The sequence below is a fragment of the Bacillus rugosus genome (genome assembly GCF_023238245.1).
GTDB classification, from domain to species: Bacteria; Bacillota; Bacilli; order Bacillales; family Bacillaceae; genus Bacillus; species Bacillus rugosus.
On the sequence record NZ_CP096590.1, the window covers coordinates 235,062 to 251,334 of the forward strand.

At 42.7% G+C, this 16,273-nt stretch carries 16 protein-coding genes; 10 read left to right on the forward strand and 6 right to left on the reverse strand.

Annotated elements, in window-relative coordinates:
• Window position 1: 1 nt before the first annotated feature.
• From M0696_RS01310 to M0696_RS01335, 6 genes are all read right to left on the reverse strand, one after another.
• Window positions 2-2,179 (reverse strand): glycoside hydrolase domain-containing protein, encoded by a 2,178-nt coding sequence (locus M0696_RS01310; RefSeq protein WP_222143456.1) that lies wholly within the window; start codon window positions 2,177-2,179, stop codon window positions 2-4.
• A 73-nt stretch (window positions 2,180-2,252) separates the two neighbouring features.
• On the reverse strand, window positions 2,253-3,173 hold the full coding sequence (locus tag M0696_RS01315; protein ID WP_222143457.1) for a DMT family transporter: 921 nt from the start codon (window positions 3,171-3,173) through the stop codon (window positions 2,253-2,255).
• Window positions 3,170-3,997 carry an AraC family ligand binding domain-containing protein gene (locus M0696_RS01320; RefSeq protein WP_222143458.1) on the reverse strand — a complete coding sequence of 276 codons (828 nt, stop codon included), beginning with the start codon at window positions 3,995-3,997 and terminating at the stop codon, window positions 3,170-3,172. The genes M0696_RS01315 and M0696_RS01320 overlap by 4 nt, the downstream gene beginning before the upstream one ends.
• A 169-nt stretch (window positions 3,998-4,166) precedes the next feature.
• A complete protein-coding gene (locus tag M0696_RS01325; RefSeq protein ID WP_222143459.1) occupies window positions 4,167-5,192 on the reverse strand; it encodes an ADP-ribosylglycohydrolase family protein in 1,026 nt (341 codons plus the stop codon).
• Between the two features lie 12 nt (window positions 5,193-5,204).
• Complete coding sequence (locus tag M0696_RS01330; RefSeq protein ID WP_248602391.1) at window positions 5,205-5,708, reverse strand: ADP-ribosyltransferase; 504 nt, start codon at window positions 5,706-5,708, stop codon at window positions 5,205-5,207.
• Between the two features lie 41 nt (window positions 5,709-5,749).
• Window positions 5,750-7,246 (reverse strand): T7SS effector LXG polymorphic toxin, encoded by a 1,497-nt coding sequence (locus M0696_RS01335; RefSeq protein ID WP_248602392.1) that lies wholly within the window; start codon window positions 7,244-7,246, stop codon window positions 5,750-5,752.
• A gap of 339 nt (window positions 7,247-7,585) precedes the next feature.
• Here M0696_RS01335 and purT point away from each other — a divergent pair, with 339 nt between their 5' ends.
• The 10 genes from purT (at window position 7,586) to trhO (ending at window position 16,261) form a co-directional block, all read left to right on the forward strand.
• Window positions 7,586-8,770 carry a phosphoribosylglycinamide formyltransferase 2 gene (purT, locus tag M0696_RS01340; protein WP_282707822.1) on the forward strand — a complete coding sequence of 395 codons (1,185 nt, stop codon included), beginning with the start codon at window positions 7,586-7,588 and terminating at the stop codon, window positions 8,768-8,770.
• 141 nt (window positions 8,771-8,911) lie between these two features.
• Entirely contained in the window at window positions 8,912-9,850 is a 939-nt protein-coding gene (gene mpr / locus M0696_RS01345) for an extracellular metalloprotease Mpr (protein WP_166854430.1), read from the forward strand.
• Window positions 9,813-10,211 (forward strand): YbfJ family protein, encoded by a 399-nt coding sequence (locus M0696_RS01350; protein WP_222143462.1) that lies wholly within the window; start codon window positions 9,813-9,815, stop codon window positions 10,209-10,211. The genes mpr and M0696_RS01350 overlap by 38 nt, the downstream gene beginning before the upstream one ends.
• Before the next feature lie 172 nt (window positions 10,212-10,383).
• Window positions 10,384-11,268: an enantioselective carboxylesterase CesB gene (gene cesB, locus M0696_RS01355; protein WP_222143463.1), complete on the forward strand. Its 885-nt coding sequence runs from the start codon at window positions 10,384-10,386 to the stop codon at window positions 11,266-11,268.
• Between the two features lie 198 nt (window positions 11,269-11,466).
• A complete protein-coding gene (gene pssA, locus M0696_RS01360) occupies window positions 11,467-12,000 on the forward strand; it encodes a CDP-diacylglycerol--serine O-phosphatidyltransferase (RefSeq protein WP_166854427.1) in 534 nt (177 codons plus the stop codon).
• Window positions 11,991-12,479 carry a DedA family protein gene (locus M0696_RS01365; RefSeq protein ID WP_166854426.1) on the forward strand — a complete coding sequence of 163 codons (489 nt, stop codon included), beginning with the start codon at window positions 11,991-11,993 and terminating at the stop codon, window positions 12,477-12,479. Before pssA ends, M0696_RS01365 begins: the two co-directional genes overlap by 10 nt.
• Entirely contained in the window at window positions 12,472-13,263 is a 792-nt protein-coding gene (locus tag M0696_RS01370; protein ID WP_248602394.1) for a phosphatidylserine decarboxylase, read from the forward strand. Before M0696_RS01365 ends, M0696_RS01370 begins: the two co-directional genes overlap by 8 nt.
• Before the next feature lie 54 nt (window positions 13,264-13,317).
• Complete coding sequence (locus tag M0696_RS01375; RefSeq protein ID WP_166854424.1) at window positions 13,318-13,596, forward strand: hypothetical protein; 279 nt, start codon at window positions 13,318-13,320, stop codon at window positions 13,594-13,596.
• Between the two features lie 105 nt (window positions 13,597-13,701).
• Complete coding sequence (locus M0696_RS01380; RefSeq protein WP_222143464.1) at window positions 13,702-15,042, forward strand: erythromycin esterase family protein; 1,341 nt, start codon at window positions 13,702-13,704, stop codon at window positions 15,040-15,042.
• A gap of 250 nt (window positions 15,043-15,292) precedes the next feature.
• The gene (gene trhO / locus M0696_RS01385; RefSeq protein WP_166854421.1) at window positions 15,293-16,261 is read left to right on the forward strand and encodes an oxygen-dependent tRNA uridine(34) hydroxylase TrhO; all 969 of its coding nucleotides are present in this window, start codon (window positions 15,293-15,295) and stop codon (window positions 16,259-16,261) included.
• Window positions 16,262-16,273 lie beyond the last annotated feature (12 nt).

Below are 16,273 nucleotides of genomic sequence, written 5' to 3' on the forward strand. Positions count from 1 at the left end.
ATTATTTAAAAGCCGCTAATAATGTACGGAAGAGTACTGCAACTGCTCCTGCTTCAGCGCCTACCGTTAAAGCTAAGGCACCGATACCAGCAACAATAACAATACCTATACCTACCTGAACCATGTTGTTGACAATAGTATCCCAATCTGGTGAATATACTTCCTCAGTATCTGGTAATCTAAAGTGCTTCTGTTTTATTTTAAACGTAATCGTAGTTGTAAGTCCAGTTGTTGCACTGTCACCAACTGGAATATCAGGAGTATAGATTTTAACTTGAATATTTAACGATTGGGCAGTTGGATTTACATAAACCTCCAAATAACCGTTGCGTACTGACAAGCTGAGGCTGTTTAAAAGGTTTTGATAAGAGTCAATTTGTGACGCAGTGAGAGACGTTTGGGTGTCTCCCAATAAACCCGTGATATAGGCACCTGGTTTACCATTTGTAATGGTAATTGTGTTTGGTGAACCTTCACTTGGGATGGTTGCCAGAAGTGAAGTTGATAGAATAATATCCAACTCAGGTGATGTGAAAATGGTTTCTGTCGTATCAAATTCAAACATCGCGTTTGCAAGAGTAGATAGATTTTCTAAAGCCGGAATGGTAGATAAAATGTCTGTCAGTGTACGTAGTCTTGCATCATATACCGGATCAGACGGCGGATTCAAATTGCTTGCACCTGAGTCTCTTCCTGAAAATCCGTCTTTATCAATTCCGATGCTTCCAGAGCCGCTTCCGATTGTCCCCTCATAAAATTGATCAAAGGCCCAGTTGTTTGGCATCGGATAGCCGAGATTGCCGCTAAATCCAGTTGACATATTTGCCACAAAACTATATTTTGTCAGCCCGGCTTCTGAAGTGCGGATACAAATGTTTCTCGGTCCGTAAACCCCAATTTCATATTTAGGTGCGGTTGAAAATGTCTGCATTTTTGTAAATGCTGACTTGATCTCTTGAAAATAAGGGATAATTTTATCGGTCACTTCATAATCATATGCATCAAAGTCGACGGCAAAATAAATGATCGTGCCTGACGGGAAACCTAATCTTCGAGCCGCTGAAGCAGCGCTGTATGCATCTCTTGTGCCTTGGTCTTTTACAAAATAAGAAGATTCATAACCGCCGTCTTGATAAATTGGAAAAACCTTTAATCCGGCATCAACAATAACTGAAAGTTCCTCAGATGTCAGGGCCTTCGAAGTAAGGCCATTGCTTGTCCGCACATTTCCGGTCAAATATCTTCCAACTGTTTTATAACCGTTATTCCGCAGGGTCTGAGCTTTTTCTGCTGTTATTATTGTAGCAGTGTCACAAGCAGAAGCGGTCCGTGTTGTGTCTCCTGAGCTTGATAATAAAGCTTTGATGGTTGGCATGTCGGCATAACCTGTTTGAGGCAGGCACATGAACTCTTGAAATGCTTTAACGGCTGAAACAACACCGACGCCATATTTGCCGTCAAACTCACCAGGATCGAATGACTTTCCATTGCAATAAAGGGCGTACTGAACAATTAAAACAAAGCCTGTTCTTGAATCGCCGGGAGTTAAAGTAGGGCATAAGCTTGTTGTGCCGTTTCCGAAAAATCCATTGGCGACACTTGTGCTCATGCCTTCTTCTTTTTGCAAAGCATAAATAAGGGCCTTGTTGGTATCGCGGGCATATAGTCCGTCACAAGGCATTAAACCGATATAGTCATTGTAGTCCCGGTTTAAGTTTTGTTGAATCTGACGGATTCTTGGATCCCCCCCAGACACTAGCTTAAAAGCACTCATGTCCAATAAGGCTTTCATAATCAACGTGGTGACAATTCCATCCTGAGTTGTCAGTCCTGCAGCTTTCTGAAATTCCTTCACCGCATTTTCTGTTTTTTCGTAAAAGACACCTGTAAAACCGCCGGGATTAAAGCCTTTGCACCATAAAGCCCCCTGTAAAATAAAATTCATGTTGCTTGGTTCTGAATCTGGAGCTTGACGTTTAAGAGGCTTAAATAAGCGCTGTGTTGTCGGCCCGAAGTTATCAGCTGGCTCCGAGATACCCAGTTCAATTTGAAGCGCACGAGTCAGACCGTAGATCGTATCCCACCCAGTTTTCCCGCTTTCTTCTACTGGGTTATACCCGTGTTTGCCGCTGTACGTTTCGTTCAGCCACTGCTGTGTGATTAAGACCATTTCATCCATTTCGATTCCTCCTTCTTTAGGTCGCGTTCATTTATAGGTGGCAAACGTAGGACAAAATAAAAAATGGATGCCGTTAAGCATCCATATGACTTCCGTTCTCCATCAGCTCCGCTTTCGGTTTCTGCTCAGAAATGTAGAGTCCTAAAAGCGTAAGTGCACCTCCTAGAAGAGCGATCCATGTCATGTTTTCGTGAAGGATCAGGATGGAGGCTGTGATTGTGATGACCGGGACCATATAAATATATGCGCTGGATTTTACGGCGCCGAGCACGCCGACAGAGTAATTCCATGTTGCGAAACACAGGGCGGAAGCACCGATGCCGAGGAAGAGCATGTTGAGTACATTTGAAGCGGATGAAAATCGGCTCAGGTCAAAATGAAAGTCGAACAAAAATAAAGCGGGAACCATAAACAACAAACCGTACAAAAACACTCTCTGTGTCAGCTCGATGATGTGATAATCGTAAGCGCTTAATTTATTCATCAATATCGAGTAGCCTCCAAACACGAGAGCGGCCCCGACTGCCATGATGTCTCCGAACGGATTCAGCCGCAGTACGACATTGCCGTTGAACGTAATCAATAAAAGCCCGATCAGTGCTGCCCCAAATCCAATGAAAAAAGTCAGCCGCAGTTTTTCGCCTTCAAGCAGAAAGTGGGCAAGAACAGCAGTAATCATCGGGATAATGGATACAATCATGCCTACATTTGAAGCGTATGTATACGTAAGGGCTATATTTTCTAATAAAAAGTAAAGGGTGACGCCAAATAAACCTGCCCCGGCAAATAACAGCTCCAGCCGCCAATTTTTGAACGGAATTATTTTAGGACGTACGAGAATAAGTGCAATAAAGCCCATCAAAAACCGGTAAAATAATATTTCCATTGGAGTAAAGTCAGCCAGCAGAACCTTTGTCGAAATAAAGGTTGTCCCCCAAATCAGAATGGTCACAATGGCTGCGGTATGTCCGGCCGTTTCCCTTTGTATGCTCATCTTTGAAGCTCCTTTTCAAAAATCTTCATGTATTGTTTCGGCGTCAGCCCCACCTGCCGTTTGAAAAACTTCGTCATGTGGCTCTGATCGCTGAAGCCTGTCTGAAATGCCGCATCAATCGGTCTAACCCCTTGTTCCAGGAGTTTTTTCGCTTGATTAATCCGGATTGTCTCTAGGTAGCTATTAGGCGTAATTCCTTTTTGTTTTGTAAATGATCGCAATAAATGATACTTGCTCCAGCCTGTTAATTCACTCAAATCATTGAGTGTGACGTTCTCGGCATAATGTTCTTCTAGAAATCCGCAAACCATTTTGACTTCGTCGGATGGTTCCGGAATGCTGTTGAGGAACGTGACGTCTGAATAACGGCGGATCAGCTCTTCCAGCAAATGAAGAAACAGCTCCTCCTTGCGCAAAGCCTGCTTTTCCTCGGAAATCAGAATGTGCAATTCCTGCAGGCTGGATGTCAGCTCGTGGCGGAATAACACATGCTGGGAGAAATATGGGAGATGCCCGGCGCCAGTAATCTCTTCGACCGCCTTCTCCATGACATCCGGCATCACATTGATACACCGATAATCAAGCGTCCGCCCGTCAATCTGCTCACAGCTATGCGTGTCACGGGGGTTAAAGAGGAGAAGGTCACCTGGATTGATAATATATTCTTGATCCTGACAGGCCAGATACCGCTGTCCTTTTTCGATAAAGCCAATCACATAATAATCGTGAAAGTGGTTAGGGAATTTTTGCATAATCCCCTTGAAGCGGTATGCTTCTATATTAAGGTGCGGGTCAAGCTGCAGTGTTCGGGTTTCGTTTTGCATGGGATGCCTCCTGTCGGTGTGGTGGTCTTGGGTTAAGTGTAGCATGATTTTTAGGGATTTCTTGTATGATGTTGCTGTTTGGAATAGAGAAAGCAGACCTTGATTGGTCTGCTTTCTTTTCCATCCCACATATGAAAATGCTAGATAGTGTTTTTCTTTTAACAAGAATTTAAAGATTTCCATATTCCTCAATAATAGCTTTATCTGCACAATACTCGTAGAAATTGTTTATTAATTTATCAACATCTTGCTTGCGAGCCATTTTGTCTAACCAATCTTCTGGGATTCCGTCCATCTTATAATACATTCCCGCTATTGATCCAGTTATTGATGCTACGGTATCAGTATCCTCTCCTAAGTTCACTGCTGCTAGTACTGCTTCGGTAAATGAAGATGTAGTGCCGAAACACCATATTGCCGCTTCTAAAGAATGAACGGCATACCCGTCTGATCGGATTTCTTCTCTTGGTGTATTCAAAAAACTTTTGTCGAAAATTCTTTCATAATGTGTTAACTCTTTATGGTATACATGTTCTTTTGCAAAATTCTCATCGAAAAGCTCTTTCACTTCTCTTAAAGATTTATCAATTGAATTGTTATAATATAGCCTTAGTAATAGCTCAACATAAATAATGGAACCAACTATAGCACGCGGATGGGCATGAGTTATTTCTGTATATTTCTTAATCATCTCCGCTTTTTTCACAAAATCAAATTCTTTATGCAAAATAAACACTAATGGTGAAATTCTCATTAATGCTCCATTTCCGTTATCGAATTCCGACTGACCACCGCATTTTTCTGGCAGAACACCTTTTCTAAATCGGGTAATCGCTTCAACAGTCGTCCTGCCAATGTCAAACATTTCACCATACGGCGTCCAGTAACCTTCATCTTGATACTGTTTAAATTTCTGCATTAAATCATTTATGTTCCCTTTTTCAATCATATTTTCCATCAGGCACAAGGTCAGAGATGTATCGTCAGACCAGGTTCCAGGAGGTTGATTATAGGTGCCGTATCCTACTATATCCTGCACATGAAAATCTCCTCTTTTTTTGAATTCAACTGGAACTCCTAACATATCTCCTATAATGCCACCGTATATTGTTGGAAGAACTTTGTTTTTTATATTAAGTTTAAGAAAACTCTTATTGTCATCTTCCCATCTATCTATCATTCTTCTGCTTCTCATTTTTTCACCCTCTTAAATTAAGTCTAAAATAATATGTAACTTATTGCTGCTATCAACATGTGCGCTTTTAATAACCATCTCTTGCCCAAAATTTAAAAGTAACTCAGCTTCATTAGGGAAGTGACTTATCTTTCCAAGATAGGCTGCATTAGTTCCTGCTGGAACATTTATTTCCCATGAGACTTTCATGTGATCAAAGGATGATTCTTTAACAATTGCAGTACTAATAAAACCATTGTCTCTGAAAGTCTTCCCAATTAACGATTCAGCATTAATGTCTCCATATTTGTCAAATTGGATTAATGATTCTAAAGGTCTTAGGTCTGTCCCTCTATAAACTTGCAAATTGTGTGGAACTCTCGCTTTATCCAACCCATTCTTTATATTATAGATTGTATCTAAATCAATGCCATCTAAAGAATCATTAATTCCTCTTAAATAATCATTTATTTTTTTAAAATCGTCACCAGTATATTGCTTAATTGCATCTTGTTCACGTGGAGTTAATGAATTCATCCAATCGTCATAATACTTGCTCCCCCATTGGTGTGCTTCCTCTACTGTTTTAATATCACGTGTAATTTTAGAACTTTCATTGGGCCTACGCCACCTGATTTGCTATGATCGCTGCCATTAATCTGGACAAAGTTTTCATGTTTTTTATCAAAATCCTTCTCCAGTTTCGAAATAGGGCTTTCAAAATTCTGTGCTCCTTGTATTGCAGGTTCTAGTTGATTGTTACTTGGCAATTTGAAATAAGGTTTTGCTTTTTCAGTAATGTTCTTTGCTAAAGATTTGTGATCGTTCAAAAATGTTTTTGTTTCTTTTGTCACGAATTTCCCAGCTTTTGTTGCTGATGCCGCTTTTCCGAGTCCTTTGGCCCCAAATAGGGAGGCAACTGCGTAGGTGATATAGTGGGAGCGGCTATAGACATCACCGTGAACCATGTTGTCGTTCCATGATTTTTTGAAGGAATCGACCATGTATTCAAAAGTTTCTGGCGCGCTATAGATGATATTTTGAAGTTCCTGTCCGGCTTTCACTTGTTCTTCGATGCCCATTCCACCCTGTGCTCTATATGACCATACAGCAAGATCATAAGCACCGACAGCAAGGTCGCATGCACCGGTGACAATATCCTTTCCGGCATCCCAGAGCCCGACAATTACACCTTTTCCACCTTCGACTAGCATTCTTCCTGCTTCCTGCTGGGCTTTCATTTGAACAATGCTTGAATAGTATTGTAATTGCTCAGCGCTCAGGTTGTCAGTGCCAATTTTGTCTGCAATTTTCAGGTATTCATCAGGGTCAGTAGTTTTGTCGAGTTTTTTCTTGAGAAACTCGATTTCTTCCTGTTTTTTTGCTTTGATGAACTGCTGTGCTTGTTTGTGAATATCCGCTTTGTTTTGATAAGCGTCCGTTTCATGAAAGGCTTTTGCGTTAAAGGTCATGGGATTTGTGTTTCCGCCTTTGCGGGTGGCACCGGTCAGTGCTTCGAAAAATGCACGAACCTCTTGTTCCACTGCTTCGGATGCTACGTAATCACTGTTTAGTTTCTCATCCAGGTTATGCAGATGTGTAATCGTTTTTTCTCGTTCTTTATTTGCTTTATCCAGTTCGTCGATGACTGTAGATTTATCAAAGAGAGATAACGGCAAGATGTCGTCAATAGAATTCAGGATTGATTTCATGTCTTTATGCTGTGCATCTATAATGCCGTCCGCTTTGATTAGACCGTTATGCAGTTCGTTATCGAGATAGGATTCCTCAACGTATGCATTGTCATCAAATGTTGCTTCCTCAATTGCGGCTGGAATATTTTTAAAAAAAGCGATTCTCATGTCAATAAGGTCCAGCCACAGATCTGCCCCTGCAGCTTGTTCCTTATAGAAAGCTTTAATTGCGTTAGCACCCTTGCCTGTCATGGCATCATCCAAGTTTGTCATCTCTTTGAACTGTTTCTTCAGAGCAGTCATATGCCCTCTCAATGTTTGATAGGCTTTAAGGCGCGTTTCAGCCGTTTCTAAAATCGTATTTGCTTCAAGTATCTTCAAGGTACTGTGTCCTTTCGCCTGAATTTTCCTGTAAATATGGTACCATGGTGAATTCAGGAAAGGAGTGAAAACTGAAAAAACAAGGAAAAAAGGTACTTTTTTACTGGTTCTATTTAATCATTTTAGGCACAGGCAGGAAAAGCTGCTGGAATCAGCATCCGCGCTAATTCTCGCCGGCTTCCTGTAGTGGTTTTCGCAAAATAGATTTCAGGTGGTCTTTCATGGTATATGCAGCATTCGCTTCCATTTCTTTGTGAAAATCCCTTGATCATACAGTTCATGATGACTTCTTATTTTATCTTTTTAATAAAAATTTATTTTTCGAATATTTCAGTTATAATGGTTGGGAAACAGATAGGAGGGGCAAAGATGTATCAATCAAAGAAGGTTTTATTGTTAGGTTCAGGTGAGTTAGGAAAAGAGGTAGTGATTGAAGCCCAGCGTCTTGGGGTACAGACGGTGGCGGTGGACAGTTACGAGCATGCTCCGGCGATGCAGGTTGCGCATAACAGCTATGTTGCTGATATGCTGGACCGCGAGCAGATCAGAACCATCATTGAGAAAGAAAAGCCGGATTTGATTGTGCCTGAGGTTGAGGCGATTGCGACGGATGAATTGCTGAAGCTTGAAAAGGAAGGATTTCACGTCATCCCGAATGCGCGTGCGGCGAAGCTGACCATGGATCGGGAAGGCATCAGACGGCTTGCGGCGGAAACGCTCGGACTTGCGACGGCTGGCTATGAGTTTGCGAATACATATGAAGAATTTGTACAAGCGGCAGCTCAGATCGGTTTCCCTTGTGTCGTTAAACCATTGATGAGTTCTTCTGGAAAAGGCCAAAGCGTGTGCCGCTCTGAAGCGGATTTAGAGAGCTGCTGGGAGACGGCGATGGAAGGCGGACGGGTGAAAAACGGGCGCGTGATCGTTGAGGAGTTTATCCCATTCGAATCAGAAATCACGCTCTTAACCGTACGTGCGGTAAACGGCACGACATTTTGTGAGCCGATCGGTCATGTGCAAAAGGACGGAGATTATATCGAATCATGGCAGCCGCATCATATGACAGAGCAGCAAATGGAAGAAGCGAAACATATTGCGAAAGCCATTACGGATGAGCTTGGCGGCTACGGCCTGTTTGGCGTTGAGCTGTTCCTTGCGAAAGATAAAGTGTATTTCAGTGAAGTATCTCCTCGACCTCATGATACGGGCCTTGTCACGCTGGTGACGCAAAATTTGTCAGAATTCGCACTGCATGTCCGGGCGATTCTCGGCTTTCCGATTACAGAAATCACTCAGCTTTCTCCTGGCGCCAGCAGGCCCCTCAAAGCACCGGAAGAATCAGCGGATTACACTGTTGAAGGGCTGGAAAACGCCCTGGCAGTTCCGAAGACACAAGTTCGCGTCTTTGGCAAACCGATAACGAAAGCCGGACGCCGTATGGCGGTTGCGCTTTCTGCGGCTGATACAGTTGAAACAGCAAGAGAGAATGCAAAGAAAGCATTTGATCAGCTATCTATAAAATAGAGTTTGAGCGGGTCTTGTCTTGGACAAGGCCTTTTTTTTCATCCACCATAAAAGTTTTATCATAAGAATCAGAAACGCGATTATAATGTAAAAGTCTTCCACCTATAAGGGTGGTTGACACAAAAGGAGGGAGATGACAAAATGAAATTAGTTTCAACATTCAGAAAACAATGGTTCGTTTACTTAACAGTTTTGTGCTTGGCTTTATCAGCGGGGGTATCTTTCGGCGTACCGGCAAAAGCGGCAGAGAACCCGCAAATTTCTGTATCAAATACCGGTAAAGAAGCTGATGTCACGAAAAACCAAACGTCAAAAGAAGAACAGGTTTCCGCCCCTTATGAGGGAACCGGGAAAACAAGCAAATCGCTTTATGGTCAAACGCAACTGGAAAAAAACATTAAAACCATACAGCCTTCAAGTATCATCGGAACCGATGAACGCGTCAGAATCTCCAGTACAACATCTTTTCCTTACAGAGCAACTGTTCAACTGTCAATCAAGTATCCCAACACCTCAAGCACTTATGGATGCACCGGATTTTTAGTCAATCCGAATACTGTCGTAACGGCTGGACATTGTGTGTACAGCCAGGATCACGGCTGGGCTTCGTCGATAACCGCTGCGCCAGGGCGCAATGATTCTTCATATCCTTACGGAACTTATTCAGGCACGATGTTTTACTCCGTCAAAGGATGGACGGAAAGCAAAAACACCAATTATGATTACGGCGCTATTAAATTAAACGGTTCTCCGGGAAACACGGTTGGCTGGTACGGCTATCGGACAACAAATAGCAGCAGTCCTGTGGGTCTTTCCTCGTCAGTGACAGGATACCCATGTGACAAGACATTTGGCACGATGTGGTCTGATACAAAGCCGATTCGCTCCGCTGAAACGTATAAGCTGACCTATACAACCGATACGTACGGCTGCCAAAGCGGATCGCCTGTGTATCGAAACTACAGTGACACAGGGCAGACAGCTATTGCGATTCACACGAACGGGGGATCGTCATATAACTTGGGAACAAGGGTGACGAACGATGTATTCAACAATATTCAATATTGGGCAAATCAATAAATACAGCAAACTAGCTATTTTCATGTCTATTTTGTTTTTATGCGGATGCAGTTCACAGACGCATTCTGCTCAGAAAGAAACGGCTATTCCTGTTACTCTTCATGTGGAGGATGCCAAAGGGCTGCCGGTTGAAGGGGTTCAAGTGACAATTGTCGAAGCGCCGGCCTCAGATCAGGAGCCGAGTATAGAGATTGGCGAGATACTCGGTAAAACAGATAAAAACGGAGACATCAAATGGGATACAGGCAGAAAAGGGGACTACTCAGTCGCATTAACGAAGGGTGAAAAATCAGTAACCCATCACATCTCATTAACAGAGGATAAAAAAGATAAGGTCATTCCATTAGTTTTCAAAGAATAGGCGGTTTCTCTCTTTCGAGGGAAACTGCCTTTTTTATGTATCACAGGAAGCCAAGATATATACTGGAAATTTATAATGTGAGATAATAAGAAATAGGCATTTTTTCTTACGAGACAAAAGGAGCTTTATCCTTTATTTTTATATCAATCTAACCCGGAGGAAAAAGAAGAAGATGACACAAGATTCAATGCAGCTTGCCGCGGCTGAAAGCGGTCTTCGCTTTTACCAGGCATATGATCAAAGCCTTTCTTTGTGGCCGATTGAGTCGGAAACATTCTATGTTTCTACTCGTTTTGGAAAAACACATATCATTGCAAGTGGGCCAAAGGACGCACCTTCGCTGATTTTGCTTCACGGGGGCCTTTTCAGCTCTGCTATGTGGTATCCGAATATCGCGGAGTGGAGCAGTCAATATCGTACATATGCGGTCGATATAATAGGAGACAAAAATAAAAGTATCCCATCAGCTGCTCTGGATACGAGAGCTGATTGCGCAGAATGGCTGAAAGACGTCTTTGATTCTCTTGGACTTGAGAAGGCACACCTGGCAGGCCTTTCGATTGGCGGTTCCCATATCGTGAACTTCTTGCTCCAAGCGCCTGAAAGAGTAGAGCGGGCGGTTGTTATGAGTCCTGCTGAAGCGTTTATTTCATTTCATCCGGACGTCTATAAATACGCAGCGGGGCTTACAGGATCAAGAGGAGCTAAGGCATATCTTAGATGGATTACCGATAGCCGTTATGACCTGCATCCTGTGCTGCAAACACAAATTGTGGCAGGTGTGGAATGGCAGGATGAACAAAGAAGCCTGAAGCCGACAGAAAATGGCTTTCCGTACGTGTTCACAGACCGGGATTTGAAATCGATAACAGTCCCGATACTTCTGATGTTCGGTGAGTACGAGGTCATGTACCATCAGCAAATGGCTTTAGAACGGGCTTCAGTATTGGTGCCGGGAATTCAGGCAGAAATCGTGAAGAACGCCGGACATCTGTTATCTCTGGAGCAGCCAGAGTACGTCAATCAACGCGTCTTGTCCTTTTTGAGAGGAGAATAAAATAGTAAAAAACATGAAAAGATTGACATTCATTGTTCAAAAGGTAACAAATGTTGTATAATAATAGAATTTGAGTGCTGCTTTTTTGGGGGCATTCTATGTTATCATGCTTAATAGAGAAAATTTTTCCTGTAACGCTATTCGATCCATATCGTCGAATGATATAGATGGTTTTACAATTGGAGGTTTGGTTACACTGTGAATTATATCCCCTGTATGATTACGATAGGAAACTTTACTTGCGGACTGCTGGCGATTCATTCCTTGTTATATCACAACGTTCATTCAGCAGTGCTTTTCATTTTTACCGGCATGTTTCTCGATTTCTTTGACGGGATGGCAGCACGTAAGCTGAATGCTGTTTCTGATATGGGAAAAGAACTGGATTCATTTGCCGATCTGGTGACGTTTGGTGTGGCTCCTTCTATGCTTGCGTACAGTGTCTCATTATACGCCCTTCCGTTTATCGGGATTTTATGCGCATTGACGTACAGCATTTGCGGAATGCTTCGCCTCTCTAAATTTAACATTGAGCAAAGCAAGCTCCCGACCTTTATCGGAATGCCGATTCCATTTGCGGGTATGTGTCTCGTTATTCTAAGCTTCGTCTATAACCCGATCCTGCTGGCAATTGGCACTTGCGGACTTTCTTATTTAATGGTGAGTAAAATAAAATTCCCACACTTTAAAAAACATGCGGCAGAAAACCTGGAGTCCGAGAGATGGAATTAGTTCAGCAGCTCATAGCGGATTACGGTTATATCGCTATTTTTTTGATGCTGGTTCTAGGGATTGTTGGACTGCCGATTCCAGATGAAGTAATGATGACCGTTGTTGGTTACTTCACGCATACTGACGTGCTGAATTATGAGCTTTCAATTTTGATCAGCTTTGTCGGGGCTTTGTTAGGTATGCTGATCAGCTACATGATCGGCAGAAAAGCCGGGCGCCCGTTTATCGACAAGTACGGCAAGTGGGTCGGATTAAAAGAAAAGAGAATGATGAAGGTAGAGAAATGGATGAATAAATACGGTCCATATTCTCTTATTTTAGGTTATTTCATTCCCGGCGTCAGACATGTAACGTGTTACTTTTCGGGTATCGGCAAAATGAACCTGAAAACGTATATTGCGTTTGCGGCAATCGGCGCCTTTTTATGGTGCTTTATTTTTATTACAATCGGAAGGGTTATAGGGATTATTCATGTTTAATACGGCTGTAAAGATTCTGTATCGATCATTGATAGAGCTGACGAATCATCGTCTGTCATCCTATCTGATTAAAGGATTTTGCGAGTCTAAAATCAGCAAACCGGTCATTCCGCTTTTCTCAAAGCATTTTCGGCTAAATTGGGATGATGTAGACGGTTCGGCCGCTGATTACGGTTCGCTGTCCGAATTGTTCATTCGACATATTAATTTGGAGCGGCGCCCTGTTTCAAAAGAGGAGCACGCGGTGGTCAGCCCTGTTGACGGGGTGGTTCAGACGGTAGGAACAATCAACCCGAATCAAACCTTTACCGTAAAGGGGAAAGATTACTCTTTCGCTGAGCTGACCGGCTTTAAAAGAGCAGACCATCAATTCAACGGAGGGTACTTTGTCGTTTTGTATTTAAGCCCGCGGCATTATCACCGTTTTCATTCCCCGATCAGCTGCAGGTATCAAAAGCTGGCCGAGCTCGGAAATCGCTCATACCCTGTAAATCAATTAGGGTTAAAATACGGAAAAGATGTGCTGTCGAAAAATTACCGGTTTGTGTACGAGCTGAATAGCGGCACTCGAAATGTCCTGATGATCCCTGTCGGCGCGATGAATATTAATTCTATCGTGCAGACGAGTACACGGAACGAGCTGGAGATCGGCGAAGAGCTAGGATACTTTTCATTCGGCTCGACCGTCATTTTGATTTTTGAAAAAGACGCGTTCCAGCCGTCCGCCAATTTAACAGAAGGCCAAGAAGTCCAAGTCGGTGAACTGATAGGTTACGAAGAGTAAAAAGAGGAGCTCGCATAAACGCAGCACCTCTTTTTTTGAAGAAAGGTGAAACTCATGGAAAAACAAATCATCAGCTGGATCACAGATTATCAAAACACCGGAGATGAAGCCGTTCTGCGGCAAGTGCGGGAAGCGTGCTGGCCAATTGTTGAAGCGGTTCTGAAAGAGAAGGCAAAGGATGAAGAGCAAGCGAGTGATTTGCGTGAGAAAGGAATCGAGCGGTTTCCGTTCATTATCAGCAAATACCAGACGGATGTGCAGCTTCCGGTCGAGACATTTTTACGAAATACGTATCGGTTTTACTTTCATCAGGTGATGAGAGGATCCACCTAAAGCTTCTTTCAATAGAGAAGCTTTTTTTGTTGGTGAAAAAAAGGAAACTTTTTCTGTATCAATCTCGTAATTACTAGAGAACCTTGCAGAAAAGGAGAGATAGAATTGAAACGAATGATAGTGAAAACGGCTCTGCCCCTGCTGATTGTCTGTCTGGTGTTTACTTCTTTTTCAGCATCCGCCCGAGCTGATTCTGAAGAAAAACATTGGAATCGCTGGATTGAACAACATGCACATCCACTGGATTCTACCGATGCCTCAAACAAAGACCTTCGATTTCTAAAGAAGGTGCTGAAAGGAAAACGAATCGTTCAGTTAGGGGAAACCACACACGGCGCTGGTGAAATCAATGCAACAAAGGTCCGTATGATCAAATACCTTCACGAAGAACTGGGATATGATGTATTAGCCTTTGAGTCTGGCTTTACTGATACAAATGCATCCTACCTCAATACGGAGCAATCCACCTCTAAGAGCACGATGAAAAAATCCATTTACCCCGTATGGCACACAGAAGATGTTGTTGAACTGTTTGATTATATGAAAGAGCAAAAAGAGAAAGGCGATCCGCTCATCCTCACTGGATTTGATATTCAAAGCATGAAGGATTCATTCAATGTTGCTGCAAATCAATGGGTCAAAGCAGTGAACCCTAAAAAAGCAGAGCTGCTCTCCCAATCAGAAAATGACTTTTCAACATTGGTGACAGACAGCAGTACGTTTGAAGAATTTACGCAAAAGAAGGAAGCGCTTGTGAAAAACTATCAGGAGCTTATCAAGTTCGCTGAAACACATGCTTCAGCGCTTAAGGCGCACCTTCCGAAAGAGCCAAAGGCTTATGAGATCTTTATGCATTCCCTTCAGTTGAGAATTGACGTCATGGAAACATACATGCTAGAACAAATGAAAGAAAAGCTAGAGGATTATCCGGAGAATATTGAGGATTTTTCTTTCTTTATGAGAGACCGCCTGATGGCTGAACAATTTCAGTGGGTTGCGGAAACCCTTTATCCAAAAAAGAAAATCATCGTCTGGGGTCACAATTATCATCTTCGCAAGCAGAATACCAAAATGATAAAGGACTGGGTACAGCTAAACGGACCTAACATGGGTGATTATTTGCCGGAGCGGCTGAAAAAACAAACTTATACGATTGGAATCTACGCTTACGCAGGTGCGAGTCTAGATAGCTCCGATAATAAGACGGTTAAGCCGGTCACTAGCCCGCCGCCACCAGGGAGTCTCGAAGCTTTGCTGAAAGCTGCGGACCATCCAGCTGTCTTTGTTGATTTTCTCCATACCAAAAACAAGAAAGGCACTTCGTGGTTGTATACCCCGCGAACAGCACTCTATTGGGGATTCATGGAAGAGCAGATGATCTTAAAGGAACAATATGACGGTGTCATTTGGCTGGAGCATATCACGCCAGCTGTCATTATTAAGTGAGCGGTGTCCCTCTGTTATACTACAGAGGGGGTTCACTCTATCATTTGATAGTTTTCAGATAACTACTTTCATTAGTAAGTTAATGGAAAATACCATTATTTATGAATGAACCCTTGTGCCGCGTGGGTTTGTAAGAGCTTGGATATTTTTATCAGTCTGTGCGGATATGTTCATCTTTGCGGCATTTTCCTGTATGATATAGTAAGAGTGTGCATAGCAACTAACTATAATTGAACAGGGTGTTTAAATCATGGAAAAACAATACAGAGTATTACTTTACTATAAATATGTTCCGATTGAAGATCCAGAGGCGTTTAGAGAGCAGCATCTGGCTTTTTGTAAGGAGCTTGGTTTGTTAGGCCGTATCCTTGTTTCTGCTGAAGGAATTAACGGTACGGTATCAGGTACGGTTGAGCAGACTGAAAAATATATGCAAACAATGAAAGCTGACCCTCGTTTTGCGGACATGGTATTTAAAATTGATGAAGAAGAGAATCATACGTTCAAAAAAATGTTTGTCCGTCATAAAAAAGAGCTTGTAACGCTTCGTCTGGAAGATGATGTGAATCCGAATGAAACAACAGGACAGCATTTAAAGCCTGCAGAATTTTATGAGAAAATGCAGGATCCAAACACAATTGTGCTCGACGCACGTAACGATTACGAGTATGACCTTGGCCATTTCAGAGGCGCTGTCCGTCCTGACATCGAAGCCTTCCGTGAATTGCCTGAATGGATCGAAGAAAACAAAGATATGCTTGAAGGCAAAAAGATTTTAACGTACTGCACGGGCGGCGTGCGCTGTGAAAAATTCTCAGGCTGGCTGATGAAGCAAGGATTTGAAGATGTATCACAGCTTGACGGCGGAATCGTGACATACGGAAAAGATCCTGAGGTGCAAGGCAAACTTTGGGACGGCCAGTGCTACGTCTTCGATGAAAGAATCAGCGTACCTGTCAACCGTGTCGAGCATGTGATTGTCGGAAAAGACTACTTTACAGGTGAACCGTGTGAGCGTTATGTGAACTGCGCAAATCCATCTTGCAACAAAAAAATGATATGCACACCGGAAAATGAGTATAAATATATGCGCAGCTGCAGCCACGAATGCCGCACGAACCCAAGAAACCTGTATGTTTCAGAGCACAACATGACAGAAGAAGAAGTAAACGCAAGACTGGCAGTGATTGAAAAAGAAGATCACGCTGCTGCTGAATAATCGAAAGAACAC